At 61.6% G+C, this 26,372-nt stretch carries 22 protein-coding genes; 12 read left to right on the forward strand and 10 right to left on the reverse strand.

The window, feature by feature from the left end; all coding sequences use genetic code 11:
* From AXK12_RS05485 to AXK12_RS05495, 3 genes are read right to left on the reverse strand one after another with little or no spacing between them, the layout of a single operon-like run.
* A complete protein-coding gene (locus AXK12_RS05485; protein WP_068712275.1) occupies positions 1-762 on the reverse strand; it encodes an ABC transporter permease in 762 nt (253 codons plus the stop codon).
* 33 nt (positions 763-795) lie between these two features.
* Positions 796-1,869, reverse strand: a complete 1,074-nt coding sequence (locus AXK12_RS05490) for an ABC transporter ATP-binding protein (protein ID WP_082782676.1) — start codon at positions 1,867-1,869, stop codon at positions 796-798.
* Positions 1,870-1,874: 5 nt separating this feature from the next.
* Entirely contained in the window at positions 1,875-2,927 is a 1,053-nt protein-coding gene (locus AXK12_RS05495; RefSeq protein ID WP_068712277.1) for a biotin--[acetyl-CoA-carboxylase] ligase, read from the reverse strand.
* Between the two features lie 141 nt (positions 2,928-3,068).
* On the opposite strand from AXK12_RS05495, the gene AXK12_RS05500 reads away from it, so the two are divergent.
* Positions 3,069-3,374: a hypothetical protein gene (locus AXK12_RS05500; RefSeq protein WP_068712279.1), complete on the forward strand. Its 306-nt coding sequence runs from the start codon at positions 3,069-3,071 to the stop codon at positions 3,372-3,374.
* A gap of 19 nt (positions 3,375-3,393) precedes the next feature.
* Here the strand turns inward: AXK12_RS05500 and AXK12_RS05505 are convergent, their stop codons facing one another.
* Together AXK12_RS05505 and mqo are read right to left on the reverse strand one after the other, a co-directional pair.
* Positions 3,394-4,935, reverse strand: coding sequence for a rhamnulokinase (locus AXK12_RS05505; RefSeq protein ID WP_082782677.1), 1,542 nt, complete (start codon positions 4,933-4,935; stop codon positions 3,394-3,396).
* Between the two features lie 44 nt (positions 4,936-4,979).
* A complete protein-coding gene (gene mqo / locus AXK12_RS05510) occupies positions 4,980-6,536 on the reverse strand; it encodes a malate dehydrogenase (quinone) (RefSeq protein WP_068712281.1) in 1,557 nt (518 codons plus the stop codon).
* 93 nt (positions 6,537-6,629) lie between these two features.
* Between mqo and purU the strand changes: the two genes are divergently transcribed.
* Positions 6,630-7,553 (forward strand): formyltetrahydrofolate deformylase, encoded by a 924-nt coding sequence (gene purU / locus AXK12_RS05515; RefSeq protein ID WP_068712283.1) that lies wholly within the window; start codon positions 6,630-6,632, stop codon positions 7,551-7,553.
* A 125-nt stretch (positions 7,554-7,678) separates the two neighbouring features.
* On the opposite strand, the gene AXK12_RS05520 is transcribed toward purU, so the two are convergent.
* The 4 genes from AXK12_RS05520 to AXK12_RS05535 all read right to left on the reverse strand — a co-directional run bounded on the left by AXK12_RS05520 (position 7,679) and on the right by AXK12_RS05535 (position 13,568).
* Positions 7,679-8,845 (reverse strand): Gfo/Idh/MocA family protein, encoded by a 1,167-nt coding sequence (locus AXK12_RS05520; protein WP_068712284.1) that lies wholly within the window; start codon positions 8,843-8,845, stop codon positions 7,679-7,681.
* Between the two features lie 50 nt (positions 8,846-8,895).
* Complete coding sequence (locus tag AXK12_RS05525) at positions 8,896-9,942, reverse strand: sugar phosphate isomerase/epimerase family protein (protein ID WP_068712286.1); 1,047 nt, start codon at positions 9,940-9,942, stop codon at positions 8,896-8,898.
* 465 nt (positions 9,943-10,407) lie between these two features.
* Positions 10,408-11,802 carry an exo-beta-N-acetylmuramidase NamZ family protein gene (locus AXK12_RS05530; protein WP_156468891.1) on the reverse strand — a complete coding sequence of 465 codons (1,395 nt, stop codon included), beginning with the start codon at positions 11,800-11,802 and terminating at the stop codon, positions 10,408-10,410.
* A gap of 137 nt (positions 11,803-11,939) precedes the next feature.
* Positions 11,940-13,568 (reverse strand): fucose isomerase, encoded by a 1,629-nt coding sequence (locus AXK12_RS05535; RefSeq protein WP_068712290.1) that lies wholly within the window; start codon positions 13,566-13,568, stop codon positions 11,940-11,942.
* Between the two features lie 183 nt (positions 13,569-13,751).
* On the opposite strand from AXK12_RS05535, the gene AXK12_RS05540 reads away from it, so the two are divergent.
* The 5 genes from AXK12_RS05540 to AXK12_RS05560 all read left to right on the forward strand — a co-directional run bounded on the left by AXK12_RS05540 (position 13,752) and on the right by AXK12_RS05560 (position 19,635).
* On the forward strand, positions 13,752-14,540 hold the full coding sequence (locus tag AXK12_RS05540; protein ID WP_068712292.1) for a 3-ketoacyl-ACP reductase: 789 nt from the start codon (positions 13,752-13,754) through the stop codon (positions 14,538-14,540).
* Between the two features lie 897 nt (positions 14,541-15,437).
* Positions 15,438-16,439, forward strand: a complete 1,002-nt coding sequence (locus AXK12_RS05545; RefSeq protein ID WP_068712294.1) for a sulfate ABC transporter substrate-binding protein — start codon at positions 15,438-15,440, stop codon at positions 16,437-16,439.
* 243 nt (positions 16,440-16,682) lie between these two features.
* Complete coding sequence (gene cysT / locus AXK12_RS05550) at positions 16,683-17,531, forward strand: sulfate ABC transporter permease subunit CysT (RefSeq protein WP_068712296.1); 849 nt, start codon at positions 16,683-16,685, stop codon at positions 17,529-17,531.
* A gap of 37 nt (positions 17,532-17,568) precedes the next feature.
* Positions 17,569-18,447: a sulfate ABC transporter permease subunit CysW gene (cysW, locus tag AXK12_RS05555; RefSeq protein ID WP_068712298.1), complete on the forward strand. Its 879-nt coding sequence runs from the start codon at positions 17,569-17,571 to the stop codon at positions 18,445-18,447.
* A 90-nt stretch (positions 18,448-18,537) separates the two neighbouring features.
* Positions 18,538-19,635 (forward strand): sulfate/molybdate ABC transporter ATP-binding protein, encoded by a 1,098-nt coding sequence (locus AXK12_RS05560; RefSeq protein ID WP_068712300.1) that lies wholly within the window; start codon positions 18,538-18,540, stop codon positions 19,633-19,635.
* Positions 19,636-20,021: 386 nt separating this feature from the next.
* Here the strand turns inward: AXK12_RS05560 and AXK12_RS05565 are convergent, their stop codons facing one another.
* Entirely contained in the window at positions 20,022-20,522 is a 501-nt protein-coding gene (locus AXK12_RS05565) for a plastocyanin/azurin family copper-binding protein (RefSeq protein ID WP_068712302.1), read from the reverse strand.
* Between the two features lie 262 nt (positions 20,523-20,784).
* Here AXK12_RS05565 and coxB point away from each other — a divergent pair, with 262 nt between their 5' ends.
* The 5 genes from coxB to AXK12_RS05590 all read left to right on the forward strand — a co-directional run bounded on the left by coxB (position 20,785) and on the right by AXK12_RS05590 (position 26,278).
* Positions 20,785-22,056 (forward strand): cytochrome c oxidase subunit II, encoded by a 1,272-nt coding sequence (gene coxB, locus AXK12_RS05570; protein ID WP_068712304.1) that lies wholly within the window; start codon positions 20,785-20,787, stop codon positions 22,054-22,056.
* A gap of 70 nt (positions 22,057-22,126) precedes the next feature.
* Positions 22,127-24,073, forward strand: a complete 1,947-nt coding sequence (ctaD, locus tag AXK12_RS05575) for a cytochrome c oxidase subunit I (protein ID WP_068712306.1) — start codon at positions 22,127-22,129, stop codon at positions 24,071-24,073.
* A 68-nt stretch (positions 24,074-24,141) separates the two neighbouring features.
* The gene (locus AXK12_RS05580) at positions 24,142-24,987 is read left to right on the forward strand and encodes a cytochrome c oxidase subunit 3 (RefSeq protein WP_068712308.1); all 846 of its coding nucleotides are present in this window, start codon (positions 24,142-24,144) and stop codon (positions 24,985-24,987) included.
* Positions 24,988-25,012: 25 nt separating this feature from the next.
* A complete protein-coding gene (locus AXK12_RS05585; RefSeq protein WP_068712310.1) occupies positions 25,013-25,363 on the forward strand; it encodes a cytochrome C oxidase subunit IV family protein in 351 nt (116 codons plus the stop codon).
* 114 nt (positions 25,364-25,477) lie between these two features.
* Positions 25,478-26,278 carry a cytochrome c oxidase assembly protein gene (locus tag AXK12_RS05590; RefSeq protein ID WP_068712312.1) on the forward strand — a complete coding sequence of 267 codons (801 nt, stop codon included), beginning with the start codon at positions 25,478-25,480 and terminating at the stop codon, positions 26,276-26,278.
* The last annotated feature ends 94 nt before the right edge of the window (positions 26,279-26,372 follow it).

A 26,372-nucleotide genomic window follows, 5' to 3' on the forward strand; every position in this document is an offset into this window, starting at 1 on the left:
TTAGTTGTGCAGGAGCTTCGCCTCGACGCCGAGGATGCTGAAGATGAGGGCGAGCGTGGTGCCGCTTAGGTAAAAGAGGAGCTGGCGGGTGTCGACGATGCCGCGTGCGAAGTCTTCGCGATGTTGGATGATCTGCGCGTAGTGTAGGGCTTCGCGTGCGGGGTTGAAGAGTTCGCGGTCGAGCCAAGAGGCGTTTTGCAAGAGCCCGCTGCCAAAGATCAGCGCAAAGAGCAGTGTGAAGCCGAGGATGCCCGCAACGGCTTGGTTGCGCGAGAGCGAGCTGGCGAAGACGCCGATGGCGATAAAGAGCAGGCCCGATACGGCGATGAAAAGGTATCCGCCGATGAGCGCCCCCGGGTCGATGAAGCGCAGGTCGCTAGCGAAGCGGTGTAGGATGTAAAAGAAGCCGCCGGTGCTCGCCCAGAGCGCTAGGTAGAGTAGGTACGCGGCGGCGTATTTGCCGAGGACGACCTCGGTGGTGGTGACGGGGGTCGTGAGCAGCGTTTCGAGCGTGCCGAGGCGACGTTCTTCGGCGAGGCACTTCATGGTTAAGAGCGGCACCATGAAGAGCACGGGGAACCAGAAGAGTTGGAAAAAGATTTGGGGCGGTGGGACCTCTTGGGCGGCGTTGCTGTAGTCCTGCAAGATGCTGGTGAAGAAAAACCCCATGACCGCGAGGAAGAGCGTCGCCGCGACATAGGTACTGGGCGCGACCAGTAGCATGCGGACTTCATGGCTGAGGATGGTGAGGAAATGGCGCATGGTCAGTGCGTAGGCTGGGCGGGTACGGAGCAGTTAGCGTTTTAAGTCTTCAGCGGTGACATCCCAACTGCGGCGGGTGGCGGCGAGGAAGACGTCTTCGAGCGTGGGCTGCGAGCGGCTGAGCGAGCGCACGCGAAAGCCTGCCTCGCCGAGCGTTTTGAGTAAGCCTTCGCCGAGCGGGTCTTCGCGTTTCGTGGTGAGGAGCCAGCGGCGAAAGCCCGTCGCGTCGGGTTCGCCGCGCGCCTCAATTTGGAGCGATTCGTCGCAGGCGCCGCAGGCTTCGGAGAGGCGGCTCGGGTCGCCTGCCGCTTCGAGTTCGTAATGCGAGTGGCCGATGACGCTGCGGCGCAGTTCCTCGGGAGTGCCTTGGGCGACGATACGGCCTTGGTTGATGATGAGCACGCGGTCGCAGGTCATCTCGATCTCGGGGAGGATGTGGCTGGAGATGATGACGGTCATCCGTCCGCGCAGGCTGGCGATGAGGTCGCGTACGATGAGGATTTGGTGCGGGTCGAGCCCGATGGTGGGCTCGTCCATGATGATGATGGGCGGCTCGGCGAGGATGGCTTCGGCGATGCCGACGCGTTGGCGAAAGCCTTTGGAGAGTTTGCCGATGATTTTGTGGCGCACGCGTTTCAAGTCGCACAGTTCGAGGACTTCGTCGATGCGCGGGCCGAGCGTGCGGCGTGGGACTTCCTTTAGCCGCCCGCGAAAATACAGGTACTCGTGTACGCGCATGTCTTCGGGTAGCGGGTTGTTCTCGGGCATGTAGCCGATGAGTTTTTTGACCTCGGCGAGTTGCGAGGTGAGTGAGTGCCCGCAGACGCTCACGCGGCCCGAACTCGCGGGGAGGTAGCCGGTGAGGATGCGCATGGTGGTGGACTTGCCTGCGCCGTTGGGTCCGAGGAAACCGAGGATTTCGCCGCGCGGCAGCGAGAAGCTGATGTGATCGACGGCAGTCGTGCCCGCGTAGGTTTTGACTAGGTCGTGAACCTCAATCGCGGGGGCTTCGCCTCTTTCTATTGGCGTGCTCGCGTCGGTCGCACGTCGCGCAAGAGTGTTTCGGGCGGCTGTGTCGGCTGCTGTATTTTCGCTGTCGGCGGACATGTCGGCTAGGTGTTAGCGGTGCGGGGCTCAGCCGTTTCGAGTGTGACTTCGCCGGCTGCGAAACGCAGCAAGGGGGCTTCCGCCTCCCCGACCTGCGTGCTTGGGCGCAGGAGTAAGTTTCCGCTTTCGTCGATGCCGCTGGCGGTGCCTTCGATGCGTTGGGTGCCGTTTAGCACTACGACTTTCTGGCCGTGTAGCGCGTCATGCTTGGCCCAAAGCTCGGTGAGTTGCGGGCGGTAGTCGTCGGCGATGAACTGGGTGTAGGCGAGGTGGATGCGCCCGATGAGGGCAGCGGTCAGGTGGTTAATGTCGATTGTTCGCCCGGCCTCGATCCGCAGCGAGGTGGCCGGGCGGCGTAGGTCGCTATCGGCCCAAGTGCCTGCGGCTTGGTTCACATTGAGCCCGAGGCCGAAGACGAGGTCGCGCATCTGGTCGGCATCGATGCGCGCTTCGGTGAGGATGCCCCCGCACTTGCGATTACCGAAGACGAGGTCGTTGGGCCACTTGATTCGTGCGGGCAGCCCGAGGAGCGTGTGGATGAGTTCGCAGATGCTTACACCCAGCCAGAGGGTAAAGGTGGGCATGCGCTGCGGTGGGAGTTCGGGGCGAAAGACGAAGCTGGAATACAGGTTGCCGTGCTTGCCGCTTTGCCAGCGGCGTTTGAAGCGGCCTCGTCCCTGGGTTTGCTCGCGCGCGAGGATGACGAAGGGCACGGGGGCGCCTCGTGCGAGTTGGCGTGTGGCTTCGTCGTTGGTGCTATCGACTGAGTCGTGAACGCTGAAGGGGAGGGCGTCGCGTCCGTGTGAGCGCAGGAGGTGCTCAATGTAGGTGGGGTGGAGTTCGAGCGGGGTCGCGGCGATGCGGTAGCCGCGGGCGTGCTTGGCTTCGAACTCAAAGCCTTGGGCACGCAGCTTTTCCATATGCTGCCAGACGGCGACGCGGCTCATCCCCAGCGTGCGCGCTAAAGACTGGCCAGAGAGGTAGTCGGGCGAGGCCGTGAGCAGCTCGTGCAGGATGACGAGTTCGGGCGAGTCAGAGTCGTGGTGGCGTCGTGGCATGCGAGTGGCTGGTCGGGGGTGGCAGACGAGTAAACGCCGACTCACTTCCCTCCCGCAAGGGGTCTTCGCCTCTTTTTTCGCGTAGGGCGCGCGCCCGTATGATTTGGCTTATCGGGCTAATTGTGTATGGCATGCCGAGCCATGCGTTACTCCGACTTTAAGGCTTCGCTCGCTGCTGCTGATTCGCCGCCCGCTGCTTTGTCCGCAGAGTTGCGTGCACTCTGGCACGATGCGAAGGGAGATTGGGAGGCGGCGCACAAGTGGGTGATGCACTCGGAGTCGCGGGCGGCGGCGTGGGTGCATGCGTACTTGCACCGTAAGGAGGGTGATCTAGCCAACGCGTCGTATTGGTACGCGCGTGCGCTCCAGCCGGTGGTCGAGGCTCCGCTGGAAGAGGAGTGGGAGCAAATCGCCCGGGCCTTGTGCGAGCTTGTTGAAGAGTTGTGAGGCGAGCGCGTGGCCCTGTTTACCTGTGCGGCGTGTAGGTCGTGGTTTTGAGTTGGGCGGCGAGCGTTTGGCGAAAGTGGCTCAAGTCTTTTACGGCACCGAGGGCGATTAACTGGCGGGCGAGATTGCCGACTGCGGTGCCTTCGAGGCTAAAGGAGAGCACGGGGATGCGCGCGGCATCAGCGGTCGCTTGGCACAGGAGCCGATTTTTGGAGCCGCCGCCGACCATGAGGATGCGCTTAAAGCGTTCGCCGGTTAGGCTTTCGAAGAGCCGCATCGAGTCAGCATGGCCTTGGCCGAGCGAGTCCCAGATGAGGCGTGCGTAGCCGACGAGGCTGCGGGGGAGGGAGAGCTTGCGCTTGCTCAACTGGGCGTCGATCGCGGTGCGCATGGAGGGCGGACTGGCGAAGCTGCCGTCGTTTAATCGGAGGCGCGACTCGCTTGGGGTTTCGCTTTGGGCAGCGGTTGCGTTGACGAGCGCGGCCCAGTCTTTGTCGTTTCTGGGGCGGTCGGCGAACTCCGCCATGAGTTGTTCTAAAAGGAAGAGTCCGTCGATGTTGGTGAGTGGGCGGAAGTGGCCGTTGCCTGCGCGTTCGTTGGAGATACGCGCTTTTTGCGCAGCGGGGCCGAGCAGAGGGCGCGGACTTTCAAACCCGACGAGTGACCAAGTGCCGGAGCTGAGGAACAGGTCGCCTTCACCATCGGTGGGCATCGCGTCGTACGCGCAGGCGGTGTCGTGGCCGGGGACGGCGATGACTTGAGTGCCGCGCAGTTCGGGGATTGCGCGCACCGGGCCGAGTATCGCTCCCGGGACTACGGGTGGGCGAAACCAATGTTGCGGTATGCCGAACTGGGCGAGCGCGGCGGGCGACCAATTGGCATTTTCGCTTACGTCGAGTAGCTGCGAGGTGCTGGCGATGGTGAGCTCGTTTTCGGCTCTGCCGCTTAAGAGGAAGTTGAAGTAATCGGGGAGAAAGAGGCAGCGGGTGGCGAGCTGGGAGATAGCCGGGTAGCGGGTCAGCGTCTCGGCGAGTTGCAGGCTCGTGTTGTAGAAAATATTGGGAATGCCGGTCGCCTCATAGAGTCGTGCGGAGGAGTCGCGGTCGCGATTGAGCGCACGCAGAGCGGGCTGCACGCGGTTGTCGCGGTAGGCGTGCAGCGGGAAGACGAGGCGGCCTGTATCGTCGAGCAGCACATGATCACAGCCCCAAGTATCGACGCCCAGGCTGGCAAGTTTCGTGCCACTGGGAAGACGCGCAGCCGCTTTGAGCAGGCCGCTGCGGACCTCGTGCCAAAGGGTGCCGATGTCCCAATAGGCATGTGGCCCGAGCTCGCGGTAGGTATTCGAGAAGCGGTGGGCTTCGCACAACGCGAGCCGCTCGCCCGACCAAGTGCCGAGGATCACGCGGCCACTGGTTGCGCCTAAATCCACTGCGGCGACGCTCACAGGCCGTTCTGCTTTACGTGCGGGTGCGCGGCGCAAGGGGCTTTGGGGCAGCCCGTCGCGGCGCAAGGGGATTTTAGGCGACGCGTCATCAGAGCGTGTTTTTTTGAGAGGCATTTCTTTGGGGTAGGTATTGGGGTGAAAGCTGTAGGGCGTTTCCCTTACACGAGTCGGAGTCGCTGAAGGGCTTGTGCGTGTAGGGTGCGAAACTCCCCCGCGTTTTCGGGTAAGCTGAGGTCGATCGCGGTGCTCGGAATCATCTCGGCGAGTCGTGCGCGGGCGCTGGGCTGGCTGAGCGTTTCCGCAAAACAGTTTTTCAACACTTGGAGGACGATCGCGACACTGGTTGAGGCTCCGGGCGAGGCACCGAGCAGTGCGGAGATAGTCTTGTCGGAGTTGGTGATGACTTCCGTGCCGTAGTGGACGATACCGGCCTCGCCGTCGGTTTTCTTAATTGCCTGTACGCGGATACCGGCGTCGATGAGCCGCCAGTCCTCGAGGCGTGCGCCGGGGTAAAAGACGCGAAGCACGTCGAGCCGGTCTTTCATTGATTGGGTGCTTTGTTGGATGAGGTAGCGGATGAGCCCGAGGTTGCTCACGCCGATTTTGAGGAGCGTCGCGAGGTTGTGTGGGCGGATGGAGCGGGGCAGGTCGCTCCGGCGTCCGCTCTTGTGCAAAAACTTCGTCGTCCACGAGCCGAAGGGGCCGAAGAGCAGTGTCTGCTTCCCGTTGAGGATACGGGTGTCGAGGTGGGGGACGGCCATCGTGGGCGCGGTGTCGAGCGGCTGGCCGTAAACTTTGGCGCAGTGGCGGGCGACGATGTCGGGATTGTCGCAGACGAGCCATTGGCCGCCGATGGGGAAGCCGCCCAGTCCGCGTTGCTCGGCGATCCCGGCTTTTTGTAGGAGCGGGAGACTGCCGCCGCCCGCGCCGACGAAGACAAATCTCGTGTGAACGTGCCGGACTGTGCCGCTGCGCAAGTCGCGTACCGTCACGCGCCAGCCCTTGCCCGCGTGCCTCCCCCTGTCGGGTTTCGCAGTGATTTTTTCGAGGTCGGTGACGCGTTGGGAAGGGGTGACGGCGCAGCCTTCTTGGGCGGCGAGCCAAGCGAGAAGCCCGCGTGCAATCTCGCCAAAGTTGACGTCTGTGCCGTGTGGCGTGCGGGTCGCTGCGATGGGCGTATCCCCGCGCGCGTCGAGGAGCAGTGGGGCCCACTCGGCGATTTTTGCGCGGTCGCTCGTAAACTGCATCTCGCTAAAGAAGTGATGTCGCGAGAGCCCGCGGTGCCGCGAGGCGAGGAAGTCTACCCATTCTGAGCCGTGGACGAAGCTGATGTGCGGCACGGGGTTTATGAAGGCGCGCGGCTCGGGCAGCATGCCGTGTGCGGCGGCGTAGCCCCAAAACTGGAGCGAGTGCTCAAAGTCGCTGAAAATGCTGATGGCTTTGGCGACATCGACTTCGCCGCTCGCGCCGCGTGTGGGCGTGTAGCTTAGCTCGCAAAGTCCGGCGTGGCCTGTGCCGGCGTTGTTCCAGCCGTCGGAGGCTTCTTGGGCGAGCCCCTCGGTCGCTTCGTAGACTTGGATACGCAGCGTGGGGTCGAGGCACTTGAGGAGCGCGGCGAGGTTGGCCGACATGATGCCGCTGCCGACGAGGAGCACATCGGGCGAGTCGATGTGAGTAGTGGTGGCAGCTATGGGAGCGCGACGAGCAGACGACATGGTGGAGGGAAAAAATCTCGGCTCGCCAAAAATACGAGCCCAAGCCTGCCTTCCGCGTCGCCTTGTGACAAAGTTTTCTCTCTTCACCACTCCATGACCTCGGCTCCAATTTCGGCAGGGTCTTCTCCTGTGCCTGCTTCCCAAGCGCGGCTGCGCCTAATCGCGAGTTGCCCCGACCGAGTGGGAATTGTCGCGCGTGTGGCGACGTTTTTGGCAGAGCGCGGGGCCTCAATCACTGAGGCCAACCATTACCACGATGCGTCCAGCCAGTGGTTTTTCATGCGCTCTGAGTTTGCGATTTCCGTGGGCGGGGCGGAGCAGCGCCAAGCTCTGCTGGCAGGGTTGGCCGATGAATTTCGCCCAATTGCCGAAGGGTTTGATATGGAGTGGCGTTTCACTGACGCGCAGCGGCCTCAGCGTGTCGTCATCCTGGTGAGTCGTTTCGACCATTGTTTGGCGCACCTGCTGCATCGGTGGAAGTCGGGCGATTTACCCTATGACTTGCCGTGCGTCATCTCCAATCACGATGACCTGCGCTCGCTGGTCGAGTGGTACGGAGTGCCGTTTCACCATGTGCCTGTGCCGCGCGACGCCGCGGGGAAGGAGGCGGCCCTGAAGCGCACGGCGGCTCTCATGGACGAGGTCGCGCCCGATACGATCGTGCTCGCGCGCTATATGCAGGTTTTCCCGCCTTGGCTCTGCGCGCGTTATCCGAGTCGGATTATCAATATCCACCACAGTTTCTTGCCTTCGTTTGTGGGTGGGCGGCCTTATCATCAGGCGGAGGAGCGCGGAGTGAAGTTGATTGGTGCGACTTGTCACTATGTGACCGAGCAGCTGGATGCGGGGCCGATTATCGAGCAAGACGTCGTGCGTATCCGGCATAGCGATACGATTAAGGACATGATGCGATTGGGGAAAGACGTGGAGAGCGCGGTATTGGCGCGCGGACTACGGCTGCATCTCGAAGATCGTGTGCTCGTCCACGGGCACAAAACTATCCTCTTTTCGGAGTAGGTAGGCGTTTAGCGGAGTAGGCGCTCAGTGAGCGTTTCCCGAGTAGGCGCAAAAAAGCCGCGACGGGGAGGGAGCATCGCGGCTTTTGGGATTGGCCAAGTTTTTTTGGCGTAGTCGAAAACTCCTTACAGCTTGGGGAACTTCAGCCACTTGGCTCCGAGTTTGGAGCTTTTGACCGTGGTCTCGATGAAGGCCATGCCGTAGACGCCGTCGGCGATCGTGGGGAAGTCTAAGTCCTTCGGCTGTTTTTTACCCGACACTTCGGCGCGGATGGCGCGGAAGGCTTCTGCGTAAACGTTTGCGAAAGCTTCGAGGTAGCCTTCGGGGTGGCCGGAGGGAGTGCGTGTGAATTTCTTTAGCCCGTCGGAAATGTAGCCGTTACCGCGTCCCCAGATTTCCGTAGGTTTGTCCGGGTATTTTACGATGAGTTGGTTGGGGTGTTCTTGGTGCCACTCAATGCCGGCCTTGGTGCCGTAGACGCGGATGTTGAGCGCGTTTTCTTCGCCGACGCTGATTTGCGAGGCGTGGAGTAGGCCCTTGGCCCCGCCTTTGTAGCGGACGAGGATGTTGCCGTCGTCGTCGAGTTTACGGCCTTTTACAAAGGTGGTGAGGTCGGCGCACAGCGAGTCGATTTCGAGGCCGGTGATGTAGCGGGCGAGGTTTTCGGCGTGGGTGCCGATGTCGCCGATGCAGCCGGCTGCGCCGCTGCGTTTCGGGTCGGTGCGCCAACCGGCCTGTTTGTTGTCGCCTTTTTCGGCGAGGGTGGAGAGCCAGCCTTGGGGGTATTCGGCGACGACCTTACGGATGTCGCCGAGGTGGCCCGAGCGGACGAGTTCGCGGGCCTGCTTGACCATCACGTTTCCGGTGTAGTTGTGCGTGAGCACGAGGACTTTACCGGTCTTTTCGACGATCTTCTTGAGGGCCTTGGCTTCGGCGAGGTCGAAGGTCGCGGGCTTTTCGAGGACGACGTTGAAGCCTTTTTCGAGGAAGAGTTTCGCGGGCGGGAAGTGCTGGTGGTTGGGCGTGACGATCGAGACGAAGTCGAGGCGTTCACCGGCGGGGAGCTTGGCCTCTTTTTCGGCCATTTCTTTGTAGGAGCCGTAGGCTCGGTTGGGCGCGACGAAGAGGTCTTCGGCGGAGGCTTTGGCGCGCTCGGCTTCGGAGGAGAAGGCCCCGGCGACGAGATCGGCTTGGCCGTCGATGTAGGCGGCGCAGCGGTGCACGGCGCCGATGAAGGCACCGCGCCCGCCGCCGACCATTCCATAGCGTAACTTACGTTTGCTAGCAGACATGATAGGTGTGGGGAGGCAGGGAGTTGAGTTTAACGGTTGGGGAACAAGAACTACTGGTTCTTCTTATCAAAGGCGGCATCGAAGGCGACGTCGTTGCGCGGGAAGTCGAGGCGGCGCACAAAGGCCGCGCTTTCGGTCGCGCCGTGGACGCGATCCATGCGGATGTCTTCCCACTCGACGGAGAGGGGGCCTGAGTAGCGAATGTCGTTTAGCGCGACGATGACGTCTTCAAAGCGGATGTCGCCGCGGCCGACCGAGCGGAAGTCCCATGCGCGGCGCGCATCGCCAAACTCGGTGTGTCCGCCGAAGACGCCGACGGTGCCGTCGCCGTGGCCCCACCACACGTCTTTCATGTGGGCGTGGTAGATGCGGTCGGCAAAGCGGCGGATAAAGCCGACGTAGTCCACGCCTTGATACCCGAAGTGAGAGGGGTCGTAGTTGAAGCCGAAGCGGCGGTGGCCTTTGACCGCGTCGAGGGCCATTTGTGCGCTGGCGGCGTCGAAGGCGATTTCGGTTGGGTGGACTTCGAGGGCGAAGTTTACGTTGACCTTGTCAAAGGCTTCGAGGATCGGGCCGAAGCGTGCCGCGAAGTCGGCGAAGCCTGCGTCCCAATACGATTTGGGCGTGGGCGGGAAGCTGTAGAGGCTGTGCCAGATGGAAGAGCCGGTGAAGCCGTTGACGACGGCGGTCTTGCCTTTATCGGCGTCGCTGAGGCCGGGTTTGGCGTCGAAAAATTTCCGCGCGGCTTGGCCGGTCACAATCATCTTAGCGGCGGCGCGTTGGCGGACGCCTTCGGGGTCGCCATCGCCCCAGACGTCGGGCGGGAGCACGGCTTGGTGGCGCTCGTCGATGCGGTCGCAAATCGCTTGGCCGAGCAGGTGGTTGGAAATGGAGTAGGAGGAGAGCCCGTTATCCAGGAGCAGCTGCCATTTCTCGGCGACGTATTTGGGGTTGTTCAGGGCTTGATCGACATCGAAGTGGTCGCCCCAGCAGGCGAGTTCGAGTCCATCGTAGCCCATTTTTTTGGCGAGCGGTGCGAGCTCGGCGATCGGGAGGTCGGCCCATTGGCCGGTGAATAGTGTGACAGGTCTCGGCACGTTCTTAGATCGCTTTATTCTGGCGAGCCATGCGTTGGCGGCTCGTCGGATAAGAGGCGGTATTTAGGGTTCTTTGTTGTGGGTGGGTAATTTTCGGCGGTATTGCGGCCACCGAAGCGATTGCGCGCGTTTTTTGAGTGAGTCTGCTTTGTGCGGCAAGTACCGATAGGCCGCAGTGGCGTTTATTTAGGAACTCAGGCGGGGATGCACAGCGCGCTTAATAAGTGCAGCAGCCGCAGGCTGTTTTATTTGGCGGCGGGCTCGTTGGCCCGCCGTCCATCGCTGCACCCATTTACCGAACGCTTGGAGGCGGGAGTTTATTGGTGATTTTTCCCACCTCGCCCAAGCGGGTTATCACTCTACTTTCCCCGCCTTGTCGCAACGCGACAAGGGAAGGGACTTCAAATTTGGGAATTGGCTCCGTCGCGAAGCGACGGGACCAATTCCCAAATTAAATGGAAGTGGTCACTGACCGTATAACCAGTATTTGCGGGAGTGGCGTTGGTAAACGAGGGCGCGGGCGCGCCAGTCGCGCAGGAGGGCCTCGATGTTGGTGCGCGCGCCGTGACGTTGGAGTTCGGCGAGCAGAGCGGCGGATCCGGGGTGGATAAGGAAGCGGCGTTTGTCGGCGGCGTTTAGCCCGACGAAGGGGTTCTTTGCTTCGTATTTTGCGGCGAGCCGCATGAGGTGAAAGTTGAGCTCGGTGGGGCGCCAGGCGTCCCAATCCGTCACTTCGACATAGAGGGCTTTGGCGGGCTTACCTTGGCGGTTTTTTACGTCGATTAGGGTAAAGCGCAGTCCGGCGAGTCGCAGGGCGGCGAGCTCTTTTTGAAGCACTTCGAGTTTGATGTCGGGGTGGGCGAGCGTGCGAAAGGGATAGCGTGGGCCGGGGAGTCCGTGGGTGAATTTCCCGATTTCGGTGCCGAGCCCGAGCATCGGGTAGCCGACGACAGAGGCGAAGTCTTGGATGTATTGCGAGGTGGGCACCCACTTTAGGCCGGTTTCGGGCCAGCGCATCGTGCGCCGCCAGCCGCGCATCGGGATGACGGTGAGGCGGCCTTTTTGTCGGTGTGCTTCGGATACATTTATGCCGTTTGCGCCCGGCACGCGCATGATACCGGGGGCGGATTTGGCCATGTGGGCGAGTTCACCGATAGTCAGGCCGTGGACGTAGGGCACGCGAAAGGCGCCGACGTAGCTTTTCCACTCTGTGTCGAGCGGTGGGCCATCGACCTTTAGGCCGCCGAGCGGGTTGGGGCGGTCGAGGACGATGACTTCGACGTCGTTTTCAAAACACGCGGCCATCGTGTAGAGCATGCAGCTGACAAAGGTGTAGCTGCGTGTGCCGATGTCTTGCAGGTCGATGACCATCGCATCGAGGCCGGCGAGCATCTTGGGAGTCGGTTTGCGGTGGGTGCCGTGCAGCGAGTAAATGGGTAGGCCGGTGCGCGTGTCGGTCGAGTCGCCTACATCTACGGCAGCCTTGAAGTTTCCATAAATACCGTGCTCGGGCCCGAAGAGGGCGACGAGCTTTGCGCCACTCGTGCGCTGCGCGCGAAGGAGGACGTCGATTGTGCTTTCGCCGCGGCGATTGACGCCCGCCGGGTGGGTGAGGAGCCCGATGCGTTTTTGCCGAATCGCCTTAAAGCCCTGCTCCTCCAATACATCAATCCCGAGCATAATGGGGGCCCCGGTCGGCTTGTTGTGTGAGCGGGGCACTTGTGCGTGTGCGCGTTGGCCCTGTGCTGCGAGAAGTAATAACACCGTGCAAAGAAAACCGATCCAGACGCGTAATCGGATGATCGAGAGAGTGAGAAAGGAGTCGCAAAAGCAGCCTGCGCTGCGGAGGGCACCGAGCATGATAAACGCGGACACTGCGCCCCGCTCGCCCAGCGTCTACCTTTTACGGTCAGTAAGGCGTGTCGATTCGGCCAAGGGCTTCCTTTTCTCCACTGCGGCACGCGTCGTGGAGAAAGGGAAGTTGGGCGCTGCCCGCTTCAGAATTTGGAGCCGTCGGCTTTGGTGCCGCAGAGGGAGACTTCGAGGCCGAGTTCCTTGGCGAGCGCGGCCTTGGTATAGAGGGCGAGGTCGGCGGAGGCGGCGTCTGTCGCGTAGGCGACTTGGATGTGGTTGGCTTTGTGACGGGCCATCATTTGGTCGCGGGAGACGCCGTAAGTCACCGCGTGCATGATGGGCCACTGGGGGGTGGTCTCGCGCCAGCGGCGTTCGGTTTCTTCGCGGGGCAGCTCGACGACTTTGGCGCGGCCAAGGTCCATCTTGAGTTTTCCGTTTTCGATAAAAATACGGCTCCAGACGATTTCGCCGGGCTTGGCGATGCCGCGCAGGGTGCCGCCGCCGAGCCGGAAATACATAGGCGGTTGGCGGTGTGAGTCGCTGCCTGCGTATCCGCCGATGTGATGCGCGGGGGGCGTGGCCCCAGAGATGAGGAAGACCCACACGTAGTCGTCGACCGTGCCGGTGTGGGCGGGGGCGCCCCAGCGCAGGTCATGGAGGGTGTTTTCGACGGGTTGTTTGAGGGCGCGGTGGACGCGGGCGGTGAAGATGCCGTCGAGGCCGGCGCATTCGTCGACTTCGTTGAAGTGCGTGAGCGGTTGGCCGGGTAGGATTTCTTTGCCTGCGGCGTTTTTGACTGGGGGGCGATCGGAGTTGTTGAGCAAGCCTTCGACGAGATCGGAGGCGGGGAGCAGGTCTTTGAGCCCCTGTTGGTATTGGATGCCGATGGCTTCGCAGCCAAACTCGTCGGCGATGCGCAGCGCGGCGATGTAGAGCTTACACTGGGAGAGGACTTGGGCCTCGGTGAGTTCGGTCGCGGGGTCTTCGCCGAGGTGGAATTTGAGGCCCTTTTCCTTCAGCCAAGCGTAGACGTCGCGCGCTTCGGAGTCGCTGATTTGGGTGGTTTCGTAGTAGAGCGCGGATTGGGAGAGGCGCTCTTTGTAAACGCCCGTTTGGAAGAGGAGCTCGTCGGGGATGATGGCGTTATACATGCCCATGCAGCCTTCGTCGAAGATGCCCATGATGGACTTTCGCTGGCGGAGTTCGGCGGCGAGTTTTTTCCCGAGGGTCTTGGCGCGGGTGGGGAGGGTGCAGCGGGCGAGCGGGCGGACGTGGTTTTGCTTGTGGACGACTTTGCCAGTTTTTAGCCACTGCTCTAGGTTCTTGAGGAAGAAGGCGTCGGTGAAGGCTTCGCTCCAAAGGGTGGAGTAAGGGACGCCGGCTTTGGTGAGCGAGCCGTTGAGGTTGAGCATGCCGACGAGGCCGGGCGCGCTGCCCGACCAGTTAGCGACTATGAGGATCGGGCCTCGATGCGAGATGAGGCCGTGCAGGATGTGGTGCGAATATTGCCAAACAGACTCGGCGACGATGAGGGGGCGGCGTGGGTCGATTTTGGCGAAGACTTGCATGCCCTCTTTTTGCGAGCCGATGAAGCCGTGCCCGAGTTTGGGTTTGTAGGGGTGCGCACGGAGGAGTTTGTAGCCGAGCGCGGCGACGGCTTGGGTGAGCTGCTTTTCCATCGCTGCTTGGAGCGGCCAAGTGGCTTGGTTGGCGGACTGGCGCAGGTCACCGTTGGCGATGAGTTGGATGGTTTTGGCGGGGAGTTTTTTCATCGGGGGCTAGTGCTCCGCTCACTTTGCGGGCTGCGTGTTGGCGGCCCGTCAAGGCGGGGCGTTGTTGGGGTTGGGGTAGAGGGCGGGCCTTCGGAGGCGCGACGGGGGCTAGTGCGAGCGAAAAGCTCGGCGAGGTCGATTTCCTTTGTGTGCGGTGAATTGGGGGATTTGGGTCGGCTGCGTATGACGACGCTAAAGACTGCCTTGGTGACGGGGGCTTCACGGGGGATCGGTCGCGGGGTCGCGATTGAGCTCGGGCGTGCGGGCTACCGTGTGGCGATTAATTACGCGGGGAACGTGGCGGCTGCGGACGAGGCGCTCGCGCTCGTGCGCGCTGCGGGCGGCGACGGGGTTACGGTGCAGGCCGATATTGCGAGTGCTGCCGACCGCGAGCGGCTCGTTGAGGAGGCGAGTGCGGGGCTCGGCGGGCGGATTGATTTGTTGGTTAACAACGCGGGCGTGGCACCGACGCTACGGGCCGACTTGCTTGAGGCAGGCGAGGAGAGCTTTGACCGGCTTTATGCGATTAACCTGAAAGGGCCGTTTTTCCTGACGCAGCGCGTGGCTAAGCAGATGCTTGCTCAGGAGGCGGACGCGGAAGGGTTTCGCGGTCGGATTGTCAATGTGACCTCTATCTCGGCTTACACGGCGAGCACTAGTCGCGGCGATTATTGCATGCTGAAAGCGGGACTGGCGATGATGACGACGCTTTTTGCCGACCGGCTGGCGGCGGATGGGATCAACGTTTATGAAATCCGCCCCGGCATTATCGCGACCGATATGACTAGCGCGGTGAAGGACAAATACGACCAGTTGATTCTGCGCGACGAGCGCGGGATCACGCCCATTCGTCGCTGGGGTCGCCCGGAAGACATCGGGCGTGCCGTGCGCGCAATCGCCGAAGACCGGTTTCCCTTTTCAACGGGGGCAGTTTTCGACGTTGACGGCGGCTTCCACCTGCAACGGCTCTAGGGCCTGTTCCCGTTTCAAACGCGAGGCCTCTGGCTCGCGGCTCGCCACTCACGTGTGCTGCGCACGCTCGCCGCCGCGTCTGACGGGCCGCCAACAAGCGGCCCGCAAAATGGAAGCGGTCACTGACCGCCACTGTGCGTGGGGCGGCAGCGTGTCGCTGCACCCATTTAGATTTTGGTTTCGCCTCTGCGCGACGCGCAGAAACGAAACCAAAATCTGAAAAGGCTCCCAAACTTGGAGAGGGGAGTTTATTAGTGATTTTTCCCACCTCGCCCAAACGGGTTATCACTCTACTTTCCTCTCCTTGTCGCAACGCGACAAGGCAAGGGAATCAAATTTGGGATTTCGCTTTCGCGCGATAGCGCGATGAGAAATCTCAAATTGAATGGGTGCAGCGATGGACGGCGGGCCAACGAGCCCGCCGCCAAATAAAACAGCCTGCGGCTGTGCCGCCCCACGCGTAGTGGAGGTCTGTGACCTCTGATGTGCCTTACTCGTGAGCTGCGATGCTGCGCGTGCGGTGGGCCCGCCGCGTTCGTCACGGGTAAGCCAGAAAGGCCGCGGGGGCGCTTATGACACAGAGCAGGTGAGAATAGGGCTTGTGCAGTGCGACTCGGGTTCTACGGTGTGCGGCGTGTCTATAGGTGATTACATTAGTAATGAATTAATCTTAATGCCTGTCGCGGGTTTGCTGCGCCGAGCAGGGGCCTGCGTGGAGTCGCGTGCCCGGAGGCTTGGCGCGCGATGTTGTGGCGAGGCGGCCTAGCTGCAGGTTTCGGCAGCTCAGCGCATAGCTCCAAGTGCTGTGCCCGCTCTTGTTCAGCGCTCGCGGCACTTTTCCCCCTCGTTTAACACCACTCCCACAGCTTCTTTTTGTCATTCGGCTCACCCTTTTTTATGAACTTTAGAATCCCCCTCTTCGCCGCGCTTGTCGCGCTGGCTCCTGGTCTCGCCTCGGCGAAAAATGTACGCTTGCTCAATGTCTCCTACGACCCAACGCGCGAGTTTTACGTCGAGTTTAACAAAGCCTTCGCCACGCACTGGAAGGCGAAGACTGGCGACACCGTCACCGTTCAACAATCGCATGGCGGCTCCTCGAAGCAGGCGCGCTCGGTGATCGACGGACTTGGTGCGGACGTTGTCACGCTCGCGCTTTCGGCGGACATCGATGCGATTGCCGAGCGCACGGGCCGCATCCCTGCCGACTGGCAAACGCGGCTTCCCGCTGCGAGTACGCCCTACACGTCCACAATCGTCTTCCTCGTGCGTAAAGGGAACCCGCTCGGCATCAAAGATTGGGACGACCTCGTAAAGCCGGGCGTCTCGGTTATCACCGCCAACCCGAAGACCAGCGGCGCGGCACGTTGGAGTTATCTCGCCGCTTGGGCCTATGCGAAGCACCGCTACGGCAGCGACGATGCTGCGCGTGACTTCGTGACGACGCTCTATAAGCGGGTGCCCGTGCTCGATAGCGGTGCGCGCGGCTCCACGATTACCTTTACCCAGCGGGGAATCGGCGACGTGTTCCTTTCTTGGGAAAACGAGGCCTTTCTTGCGCTCAAGGAGCGCGGCGAGGGCGAGTTCGAGATTGTGGTGCCTTCGCTCAGCGTGTTGGCGCAGCCGCCGGTCGCACTCGTCGAGGCGAATGCCAAGCGCAAGGGCAACCTCGAAGTCGCCCAAGCGTATCTCGACTACCTCTACTCGCCCGATGGGCAGCGGCTCGCCGCGCGGCACTACTACCGTCCTCAGCATCCTGAGCACGCCGATGCGGCGGATGCAGCCCGCTTTCCCGAGCTGGAGCGTGTCACTGTGGACGAGGAGTTTGGCGGTTGGGCGAATGCTCAAGCGACGCACTTCGCCGATGGCGGTGTCTTCGACCAGATCTACGGCGGTAAGTGACCGCCTCCATTTTGGCGTCGCAGTCGCAGCAGACTGTTTCATTTGGCGGGCTGCTCGTTGGCAGCCCGCCGGAGAAGCCGCTGGTGCCCTGACTTGGGTATTGCGTGTGCGCAGCCGAGCGCAGGGCCAATAATCGAATTATCCTTTTAGCGTGCCTCCGCTGCTTACGCGTTCGTAGCCTCGTCACTCCCCTACCATATTTCCCCACGCTCGCTCCGTCTCTCGAATCATTTTTCCGCACCTATGAGCACTGCCGCTCCAGTCATCGCTACACGCCGGATTATCCCGGGCTTTGGGCTCACGCTGGGCTTTGCGTTGGCGTACCTGGGGCTCGTGGTGCTCTTACCGCTTTCGGCGACGTTTATCCGGTCGGCGGATTTGAGTGCGGCGGAGTGGTGGGCGGCGGTCAGCTCGCCGCGCGTCGTCGCGTCGTATCGCTTGACCTTTGGGGTCTCGCTCTTGGCGGCCTTGGCGAACGTGGTTTTCGGCGTAATCGCGGCGTGGGTACTTGTGCGCTATCGGTTTCCCGGTCGGCGTTTGGTCGATGCGTTGGTGGATTTACCCTTCGCGCTGCCCACTGCGGTCGCGGGGATCGCGCTTACTGCCCTCTACGCGCCCAACGGCTGGCTCGGCGCGCCGCTCGCCAAAATCGGCCCCGAAGGGATCAAGGTCGCGTATACTGCGCTCGGCGTGTGGGTCGCACTGACCTTTATCGGCCTGCCCTTCGTGATTCGCACGGTTCAGCCGGTGCTTGAGGAGCTGGAGCCGGAGCTGGAGGAGGCGGCGGCCAGCCTCGGCGCGACTCGTCTCCAAACGCTCTGGCGCGTCGTGCTTCCGGCACTACGTCCCTCGATTTTAACCGGCTTTGCCTTAGCCTTTGCTCGCGCAGTTGGTGAATACGGCTCGGTCGTTTTTATCGCGGGCAACATGCCGATGAAGACCGAGATCACGCCGCTCTTAATCGTCACTAAGCTGGAGCAATACGACTACGCGGGGGCGACGGCACTGGCGGTGGCCATGCTCGTCGTTTCCTTTGCGCTCCTGCTTCTCATCAACGTGCTACAGCTCTGGTCGCGTCGGCAGGGCCAGTAAAACAGAAGCTCCGCCCACCTCCTTTGCACTTTCCCACATGGCCGCTCCCGCCACACGTATTCGCTCCGTCCCTGCTCCGACGCCGACTCGACCGGCGTTGAGTGATCCGCGTTGGCTGCGCGGGCTCTTACTGACGCTGACCTTGGGCTTTATCGCGCTGTTTCTCTTGTTGCCGCTGGCGGTCGTTTTCGGCGAAGCCTTTGCGGCGGGAGTCGGCGCCTATTTTGCCAGCTTTGCCGATCCCGATGCGATTGCGGCGATCAAGCTCACCTTTACTGCGGCGGCGATCGCGGTGCCGCTCAACGTGGTCTTTGGCGTGGCGACGGCGTGGGCCGTTACGAAGTTCGAGTTTCGCGGGAAAAGCCTGCTCATTACTTTCATCGACCTTCCCTTTGCGATTTCGCCGGTCATTGCCGGGTTGATTTATGTATTGATGTTTGGGTTACACGGCTGGATTGGCCCGTGGCTCGATGCACACGATATCCAGATCATCTTTGCGGTGCCGGGAATCGTGCTCGCGACGATTTTTGTGACGGTGCCCTTTGTCGCACGGGAGCTGATCCCGCTCATGCAGGCGCAGGGCACGGATGAGGAGCTCGCCGCGCTGACTTTGGGCGCGAGTGGCTGGCAAATTTTCCGGCGCGTGACGCTGCCCAACATCCGCTGGGGGCTGCTCTATGGCGTCATCCTTTGTAATGCGCGGGCGATGGGCGAGTTTGGCGCGGTCTCAGTCGTCTCCGGCCACATTCGCGGGATGACCAACACGATGCCGCTGCACGTCGAAATCCTCTACAACGAATACAACCTCCAAGCGGCCTTCGCCGTGGCCTCGCTCTTAACACTGCTCGCCCTGCTCTCTCTCTTTCTCAAAAGCCTCGTCGAGTGGCGGCACGCACGCAGCAGCCGCGCTCACTAAGCTGCGCGTACGCCCTGCTCCCTTATCTCCTGCCTTGTCTCGCTCGCTACCCAAACTGCGTTTTTGCGCCCTCCTTTTTTCCTCCGACTCATGAGTATCGAAGTCTCCCATTTGCGTAAAACCTTTGGTGCCTACACCGCGCTCGACGATGTCTCGCTGTCGGTCAAGCCGGGCCAGCTCACGGCACTGCTCGGCCCTTCGGGCTCGGGGAAGACGACGCTTCTGCGCATTATCGCAGGGCTAGAGTTTGCCGATGCGGGCAGCGGAGCGGTGCGGCTTGATGGCGAGGACGTGAGTGCGCTCGGGCCCGGGCAACGCGGCATCGGCTTTGTGTTTCAGCACTACGCGCTGTTTCGGCATCTCACGGTTTTTGAGAACATCGCCTTCGGCCTAACCGTTCGCCGCAAGCGCGAACGCCCCTCGCGTGCAGAGATTGCGGAGCGGGTGAATCGCTTGCTCGGACTCGTGCAACTTGACGGCTTGGGGCAGCGCTTGCCGACCCAACTTTCCGGCGGGCAGCGGCAGCGCGTAGCACTCGCGCGCGCTTTGGCGATAGAGCCGAAAGTGCTGTTGCTCGATGAGCCCTTTGGCGCACTCGACGCCAAGGTGCGTAAGGAGCTGCGTCGCTGGCTTCGGCAGTTTCACGAGGAGGTGAATTTGACGACGCTCTTCGTTACGCACGATCAAGAGGAAGCCCTAGAAATCGCCGACGAGGTGGTGGTGATGAACAATGCGCGCATCGAGCAAGTCGGCCCGCCGCAAGCCGTCTACGACCACCCCGCTTCGCCTTTCGTAATCGAGTTTCTGGGCAACGTAAACCAGCTCACCGCAGGCACGGCAAAGCCGTCTGCGCGTGCGGCGGCCGACGCGGCCAAACAGGCAGTGGAGGGCAAAGTGACGAGCGACGGCGACCTGCTCTACGTGAGGCCGCACGATGTGGACATCCGCCGCGAGCCGAAGAGCACGCATGCGATTCCCGTAAAAGTGCTGCATGTCTTTGCCGCAGGGAATACAGGCCGCGTCGCGCTGCGGCGGCTCGATACAGGCGAGGCCTTTGATGCAGAGCTGTCGCGCGTGCGTTTGGCCGAACTGGGCCTGCACCAAGGCGACTCGGCCTGGGTAGTGTTCCGCCATGTGCGACTGTTCCCTAAAGGCCAGTTTTACGAGACCGATGTTGCCGAAGACTGAGGCGCACAGCCGCAGGCTGTTTTATTTGGCGGCGGGCTCGTTGGCCCGCCGTCGCCTAGCGCTGATACGCTTTTTCCCACTACGCGTGGGGCGGCGGTCAGTGACCGCTTCCATTTAATTTGGGATTTCTCATCGCGCTATCGCGCGAAAGCGAAATCCCAAATTTGAAAGCACTCCCCCTGTCGCGTTGCGACAGGGAAGGGGAAGTAGAGTGATAACCCGTTTGGGCGAGGTGGGGAAAATCACCAGTAAACTCCCGCCTCCAAGTTTGGGGTCCTTTTCACAGAGCCGCTTGCTTGCTGTGCGAATGCACGGCAAGCAAGCGGCTCTGTGAATGGGTGCAGGCACAGCCTGCCGCCCCACGCGTAGTGGCGGGGCTGCGGGCCTTATTCGACTGTGATTGTGCCTTTCATTCCGACTTGGAAGTGTGCGGGGAAGGTGCACAGGAAGGGGTATTCGCCTGCGTCGAGCGTCACCGTGAGCGTGGCCGATTCTTTGGGGCCGAGCATTTTGGTGTGGGTGACGATTTGGTTTACGAGCGCAGCGGGGATGTAGTCGTTGGCGGGCTCGGCGGCGGCGGCCAGCGCGAAGGCTTCGACATCGGTGCCGGGTTTTAGGATAACCAAGTTGTGCCCCATCGCGGCCTTCGGCATGGTGCCGATGTTGCGCAGGGTGATTTTCGCTTCTTCGCCCGCCTTTAGGGAAAGCGCGCTTAGGTTATATTTCATCGCATCGTTGCCCGTGAGCACGATACCGGATCCGGCAGCGGCGGGCGCAGCGGCAGCGGACTTGGCGGCGGCGGGCGCGGAGTCGTTCTTGCCACAGCCTGTGGCGAGGAAAAGCGCGGCGAGGCTGCCAGCGAGGGCAGAAAGGGTTCGGATGTTCATAGGCGCGGGCGAGCGCAGTGCGCTTCGCGCCGACCGGCAACCGAAAGCGCGGCCATTAACAAAAAAAGTGCATTGCTGATACGAGCTAGCAGCGCGATTAATACTTCTCATGGCCACTCGGAGCTAGGACAAGAAAGGCACTGACTTTGCCAAGCGGCTCACAAAGCTGCTTGCAGCGCAGCGGGCAATTTGTCGAGGTGCTGCGCTTTTTTTGCCACCGCACGCCTCTTTTTCAGCCACCCTCCCGCACCCACACCATACGATGCGAACGCCTTCGTCTCTCTCGTTTCTTAAAAAGACCGTCGCTGCCAGCCGAGCCGCCTGTGTGCTCGCCGCAGTGTTCCTACTCGCCGGCTGCAGCCAACTGAACTTTTGGCAGATGGATGGGCACCAGACCTCAATGGTCACGGCGGGGCCCGTCGCCGAGTCGCAGTTGCAGGTGTTTTACGCGACGGTGTGGGTGACGGCGATCATCTTCGTCGTGGTGGCGGCGGTGCTCACTTACGCGACAATCAAATTTAAGGCGCGCACGACCGACGACGAGAACGCGCCGCCGCCCGAGCAAAGCCACGGCAACCCGCTCATTGAGCTTTCGCTAATCGGCGTCTCCGTGCTGGCACTCGTCTTCATCGCCTTCCCCACGCTGCGGGCGATTTGGTTCACCTACGACGTGCCGGAGGAAGAGCGGGAGAATGCCTACGTGATCGACGCGATCGGCTACCAATGGTGGTTCAAATTTGACTACCCGATGGAGCAAATCGACGGCGTGGGAGCGCTCAGCGTGGCCAACGAGATGGTGATTCCGGCGGGGCGGCCTGTGCGGGTGAACCTGCGCACGGTCGATGTGATTCACTCGTTTTGGGTGCCTAAGCTCGCGGGCAAGGTCGATATGACGCCCAACCGCGGCAACCACATGTGGCTCCAAGCGGACGAGCCGGGCTACTTCTGGGGCCAGTGCGCCGAGTATTGCGGCGACTCGCACGCAGTCATGCGCTTCCGCGTCATCGCGCTAAACGAGGCCGACTTTGCCGAATGGGTCGCACACAAGAAACTGCCCGCCCGCACCGTGACGCCCGAAATCGCCGACCCCGCGCGCGCCGAGCGTCCGCAAATCACCTTCGCCTCCTTTAAGCGCAACGAATACGGATTTAGCGACAAGTGGGATCCGCGCTCGCAAGTCTCGCCGCTCGACAACTGGCGTCAGCAGCAGTTCCCGCACGAAGGCGAGGACGCCGCGCTCATCGCCCAAGGCCGCAAGCTCTTCCAAACGAAGACCTGCATCGCTTGCCACACCGTGCGCGGGCACGAAGGCATGGGCATCACCGGCCCAGAGCTCACGCACATCGCCTCGCAGACCACGATCGCCGCCGGGCTTTTGGAAAACACGCCCGAGCAAATGGCGCGCTGGATCATGCACCCCGAAGTCGTGAAGCCCGGCAACAAGATGTATACGACCGGCTACGTCCCGAGCGAAATCACGATCGACCAAGACGAGGCCCTCGCGCTCGTCGCCTACCTCCAAAGTCTGAAGTAAGCCCGCGCTTTCCGATACCACTGCGCCGCACTCATTTTTAGAACGCACGTCCCCCCGAACCCGCGAAAGCATGGACACTACTCTTACACAAACCCACTTCACCGGCGGCCACGAAGAGCCGCAAATCGCCCCGACCCGCGCGAGCGCGTTTTGGCGGCCCACGGCCAAGACCGGCCTCATCAGCTGGCTCACCACGGTCGACCACAAGCGCATCGGCATCATGTATGCCATCGCCGCGCTGTTCTTCTTCTTGGTCGGCGGGCTTGAGGCCTTGCTTATCCGGCTCCAACTGGCGGTGCCCAACAACGACCTACTCAGTGCCGAGCAATACAATACGCTCTTCACGATGCACGGCACGACGATGATCTTCTTATCGATCATGCCGCTGTCGTCGGCGTTTTTTAACTACATCATGCCGCTACAAATCGGCGCGCGCGACGTCGCCTTCCCCCGGCTAAACGCCTTCGCGTTTTGGACGTTTTTAGCAGGCGCGATTGTCATCAACATCGGCTGGCTCCTGCCCGACGGGCCGCCCGACGGAAGCTGGGTCGGCTACGCGCCGCTCACCACCCGCGCCTACAACCCCGACCAGTCCATCGACATGTGGGTAATGGGGCTGCAAATCCTCGGCGTCTCCTCCATCGCCGGCTCGCTCAACTTCATCGTCACCATCATCAACATGCGCGCCCCAGGGATGACGATGATGCGCATGCCAGTGTTCTCGTGGATGACGCTCATCACCGCCTTCCTTATCATCCTATCCTTCCCCGCGATCACGATCGCACTCGTCGAGCTGATGATGGACCGGATGTTTGGGACGAACTTTTTTGAAATTTCGCAAGGCGGGCTCCCCATCCTTTGGCAGCACCTGTTTTGGATTTTTGGGCACCCCGAGGTTTACATTTTGATTCTCCCCGCGATGGGCATCGTGTCGGAAATCCTGCCCTGCTTCGCGCGCAAACCGCTCTTCGGCTACGCAATCGTGGTCTTCTCGGGCGCGACAATCGGCTTTCTCGGTTTTGCCGTGTGGAGCCACCACATGTTTACGACCGGCCTGGGCACAGTCGCCACCGCCGCCTTCTCGCTGGCGACGATGGCAATCGCCGTCCCCACCGGCGTTAAAATCTTTAACTGGATTGGCACCATCTGGGGCGGCCACCTCAAGATGACCACGCCCATGATGTTCGCGCTGGGCTTTATCTGGATGTTCATGATGGGCGGCTTCTCGGGCATCATGCACTCGGCGGCCCCCGCCGATGCCCAACAGCACGACAGCTACTTCGTCATCGCGCACTTCCACTACGTGCTGATTGGCGGTGCGCTCTTCGCGCTCTTGGCCGGCATCCACTACTGGTTCCCGCTAGCCTTCGGCCGCAAGGTCGACGAATTCTGGGGCAAGCTCTCGTTCTGGGTCATCTTTATCGGGTTTAACGTGACCTTCTTCCCGATGCACTTCCTCGGCCTAAACGGTATGCCGCGCCGCACCTTCACCTACGACGGCAACCTCGGCTGGAACGAGCCCAACCTCATCGCTACCATCGGCGCAGGCATCCTCGGTATCGGTATCGCCATCTATTTCGCCGTGATGGTCTACACCTACTTTAAAGGCACGAAAACCAAGCGCGACCCCTGGGATGGCCGCACGCTGGAGTGGTCGATTCCGACACCGCCGCCCGAGTACAACTTTGCGGTCACGCCGACCGTGCACGCCCGCGACGCCTTCTGGTATGAGAAACACCACAAGGAAGAAATCGCCAAAGAGCACGCCGCGCACCACGCCGAAGAAGAAGCGCACGGCGGCATTCACATGCCCTTCAAGTCCATCTACCCGCTCGTGACGAGCAGCGGCATGCTCATCATGGGCATCGGTGCGGCCGTCCTTCCCGTCGATGCGGGCGCGACGATGCGCATCGCCGTAAGCGTGGTCGGCATCCTCGTTATGATTGGCGGCATTTTCATGTGGGCGCACGAAGGCCAAGAGGGCTACCACATCCACCCCAACGAAGAGGAAATCTAACCAGGCAAGCTCACTGCGCACCGCCGATAACCACGCCCAACTGCTAACGCCCCGACTCTCTACACGCGATGAGTAGCACCGCTTCCACGACCGCAATCGATCATCACCACGACCACACGACCTGTACCGGCATTCCGAACAAGAAGCTCATGATGTGGGCCTTCCTCGCATCGGACTGCATGTTCTTCGGTTGCCTAATCGCGACGCACCTCATCTACCGGCTTCACCCACCGCCGGACGCGCCCGATGTGCGCTCGATCTTCTCGATCGAGCTGACCTCATTCTCGACCTTCATCCTGCTGATGTCGTCGCTGATGATGGCCCTCGCAGTAAACGCGATTCAGAAAAACAACCTCAAAAGCCTTCGCACGACACTGCTCACCACCGTCTTCTTCGGCACGATCTTCCTCGGCTGCCAAGTCTACGAGTTTCAGCACTTCGTCCACGAAAAGGGGCTCACGATTACCAACAGCATCCTCGGGACGACCTTCTTCACGCTCACGGGCACGCACGGCGTGCACGTCGCGATCGGGGTGTTTTGGCTGATTCTGATGTATGTGCGCTCCTTCCAACCGCGCGACACCGCAGCGGATCGCGGCTGGTTCTGGCGCGGGCTGCTACACATCGCCGCCGTTATCGGCGTGTGCCTCGGCGCGATGCTCTTCGTCATCGAGCTCGCCCACGGGCTGCTCGCGGGTAACGGGCTCGGCGGCGCACTCGCACACTCCATTGGCTGGCTAATCGGCGCAGCCGCCTCAACCGGCGTCGCGCTCTGGCTCGCACGCCCGCGCGGCCTCGTCGATTTCGACGAGCGCAACGCCATCGATGTCGAGATGATGGGCCTTTACTGGCACTTCGTGGACATCGTCTGGATCGTCATCTTCACCGCCGTCTACCTCCTCGAATACCTCTAAATCCTTTTACGCAAAAGGCCCACCGATGAGCACCGAATCACAACCCGCCGCGCACGGCGGCGACCACCACGCCGCCGAGGACAACAAGTTCCAAATCTATGTGAAGATTGCCATGCTCTTGGCAGTCATCACCGGCATCGAAATCGTCATCATCTTCTTCCCCTGGGCGAAGTGGCTGATCGTCACGAGCCTCGTCGTCCTCTCGGTCGTCAAGTTCCTCTACGTCATCTTCTACTTCATGCACCTGCGCTGGGATAAGGCATTTTGCACGGTGCTCTTCTTCATCGGGATGATTATGGCAGGCGGAACCGTCTGGGCACTGATGGCGATTTTCGGCGCAGCCGACAGCGTCCCACTCACCTCGCTGCCACAGTAAGGCAGTAGCCCGCTCGACATGACGCCGAGGGGAAAGCAGACAGCCCCCGGGCGTTACGTCTTAACCTCGACGATGCACCGACGAGCGCGTCGCTAAATAGAAAGCTCGAAGCCCTTGATCGACTGGAGCCACTGGCATAACGAACCCTACCTCATCGGCGGGCTCGTTTTCTTGGGCTGGCTTTATGCGATTCTCACCGGCCCGCTCCGCGCGGCGGTCGCAGCACGCGGCGCAGCCGAAGCCTACCCGCGCGCCCACGCCTTCAAGTTTTACGCCGCACTGCTCCTCTTCTACTTAGCAGTCGGCTCGCCCCTCGACCAAATCGGCGAACGCTTCCTGTTTAGCGCACACATGGTGCAGCACCAACTGCTCATGTATCCGGTGCCCATCCTCTTCCTACTCGGGCTGCCCGCGTGGCTCGTCGACCCCGCACTCGCCCGCATCCCACGCCCGCTCGTTCGCTTCGTATTCAACCCTATCGTCTGCGGGCTCACCTACACACTCATCATCAGCGTCTGGCACGCCCCCCTGCTCTACAACTGGGCCCTGCGCGATAAAGTCGTGCACGTCATCGAGCACCTCATGTTCTTCGCCTCAGCACTGCTGTATTGGTGGCCCCAACTCAGCCCCTCACGAGTCGCCGCACGCGCCATCCCCTATCCCGCACAGCTCCTCTACCAACTCGGCATCATCATCGGCATGATGCCCGTCTACGCCTACATCACCTTCTCCAAAGAAATCCTGTATCCCACCTACGAATACGCCCCGCGCATCATCGCCAACTTCGACCCCGCACAAGACCAGCTCCTCGCCGGAACCTCGATGCAACTCATGAGCGTATTCGTGGCCGTCACCGCCGGCGGCGTCGCCTTTTACAAATGGTATCAAGCCCAGGAAGGCCGCCGCCTCTCTTAACTACTCCACTACGCGTGGGGCGGCGGTCAGTGACCGCTTCCATTTAATTTGGGATTTCGCATCGCGCTATCGCGCGAAAGCGAAATCCCAAATT

The sequence above is a fragment of the Cephaloticoccus capnophilus genome (assembly GCF_001580045.1).
Classification (GTDB): Bacteria; Verrucomicrobiota; Verrucomicrobiia; order Opitutales; family Opitutaceae; genus Cephaloticoccus; species Cephaloticoccus capnophilus.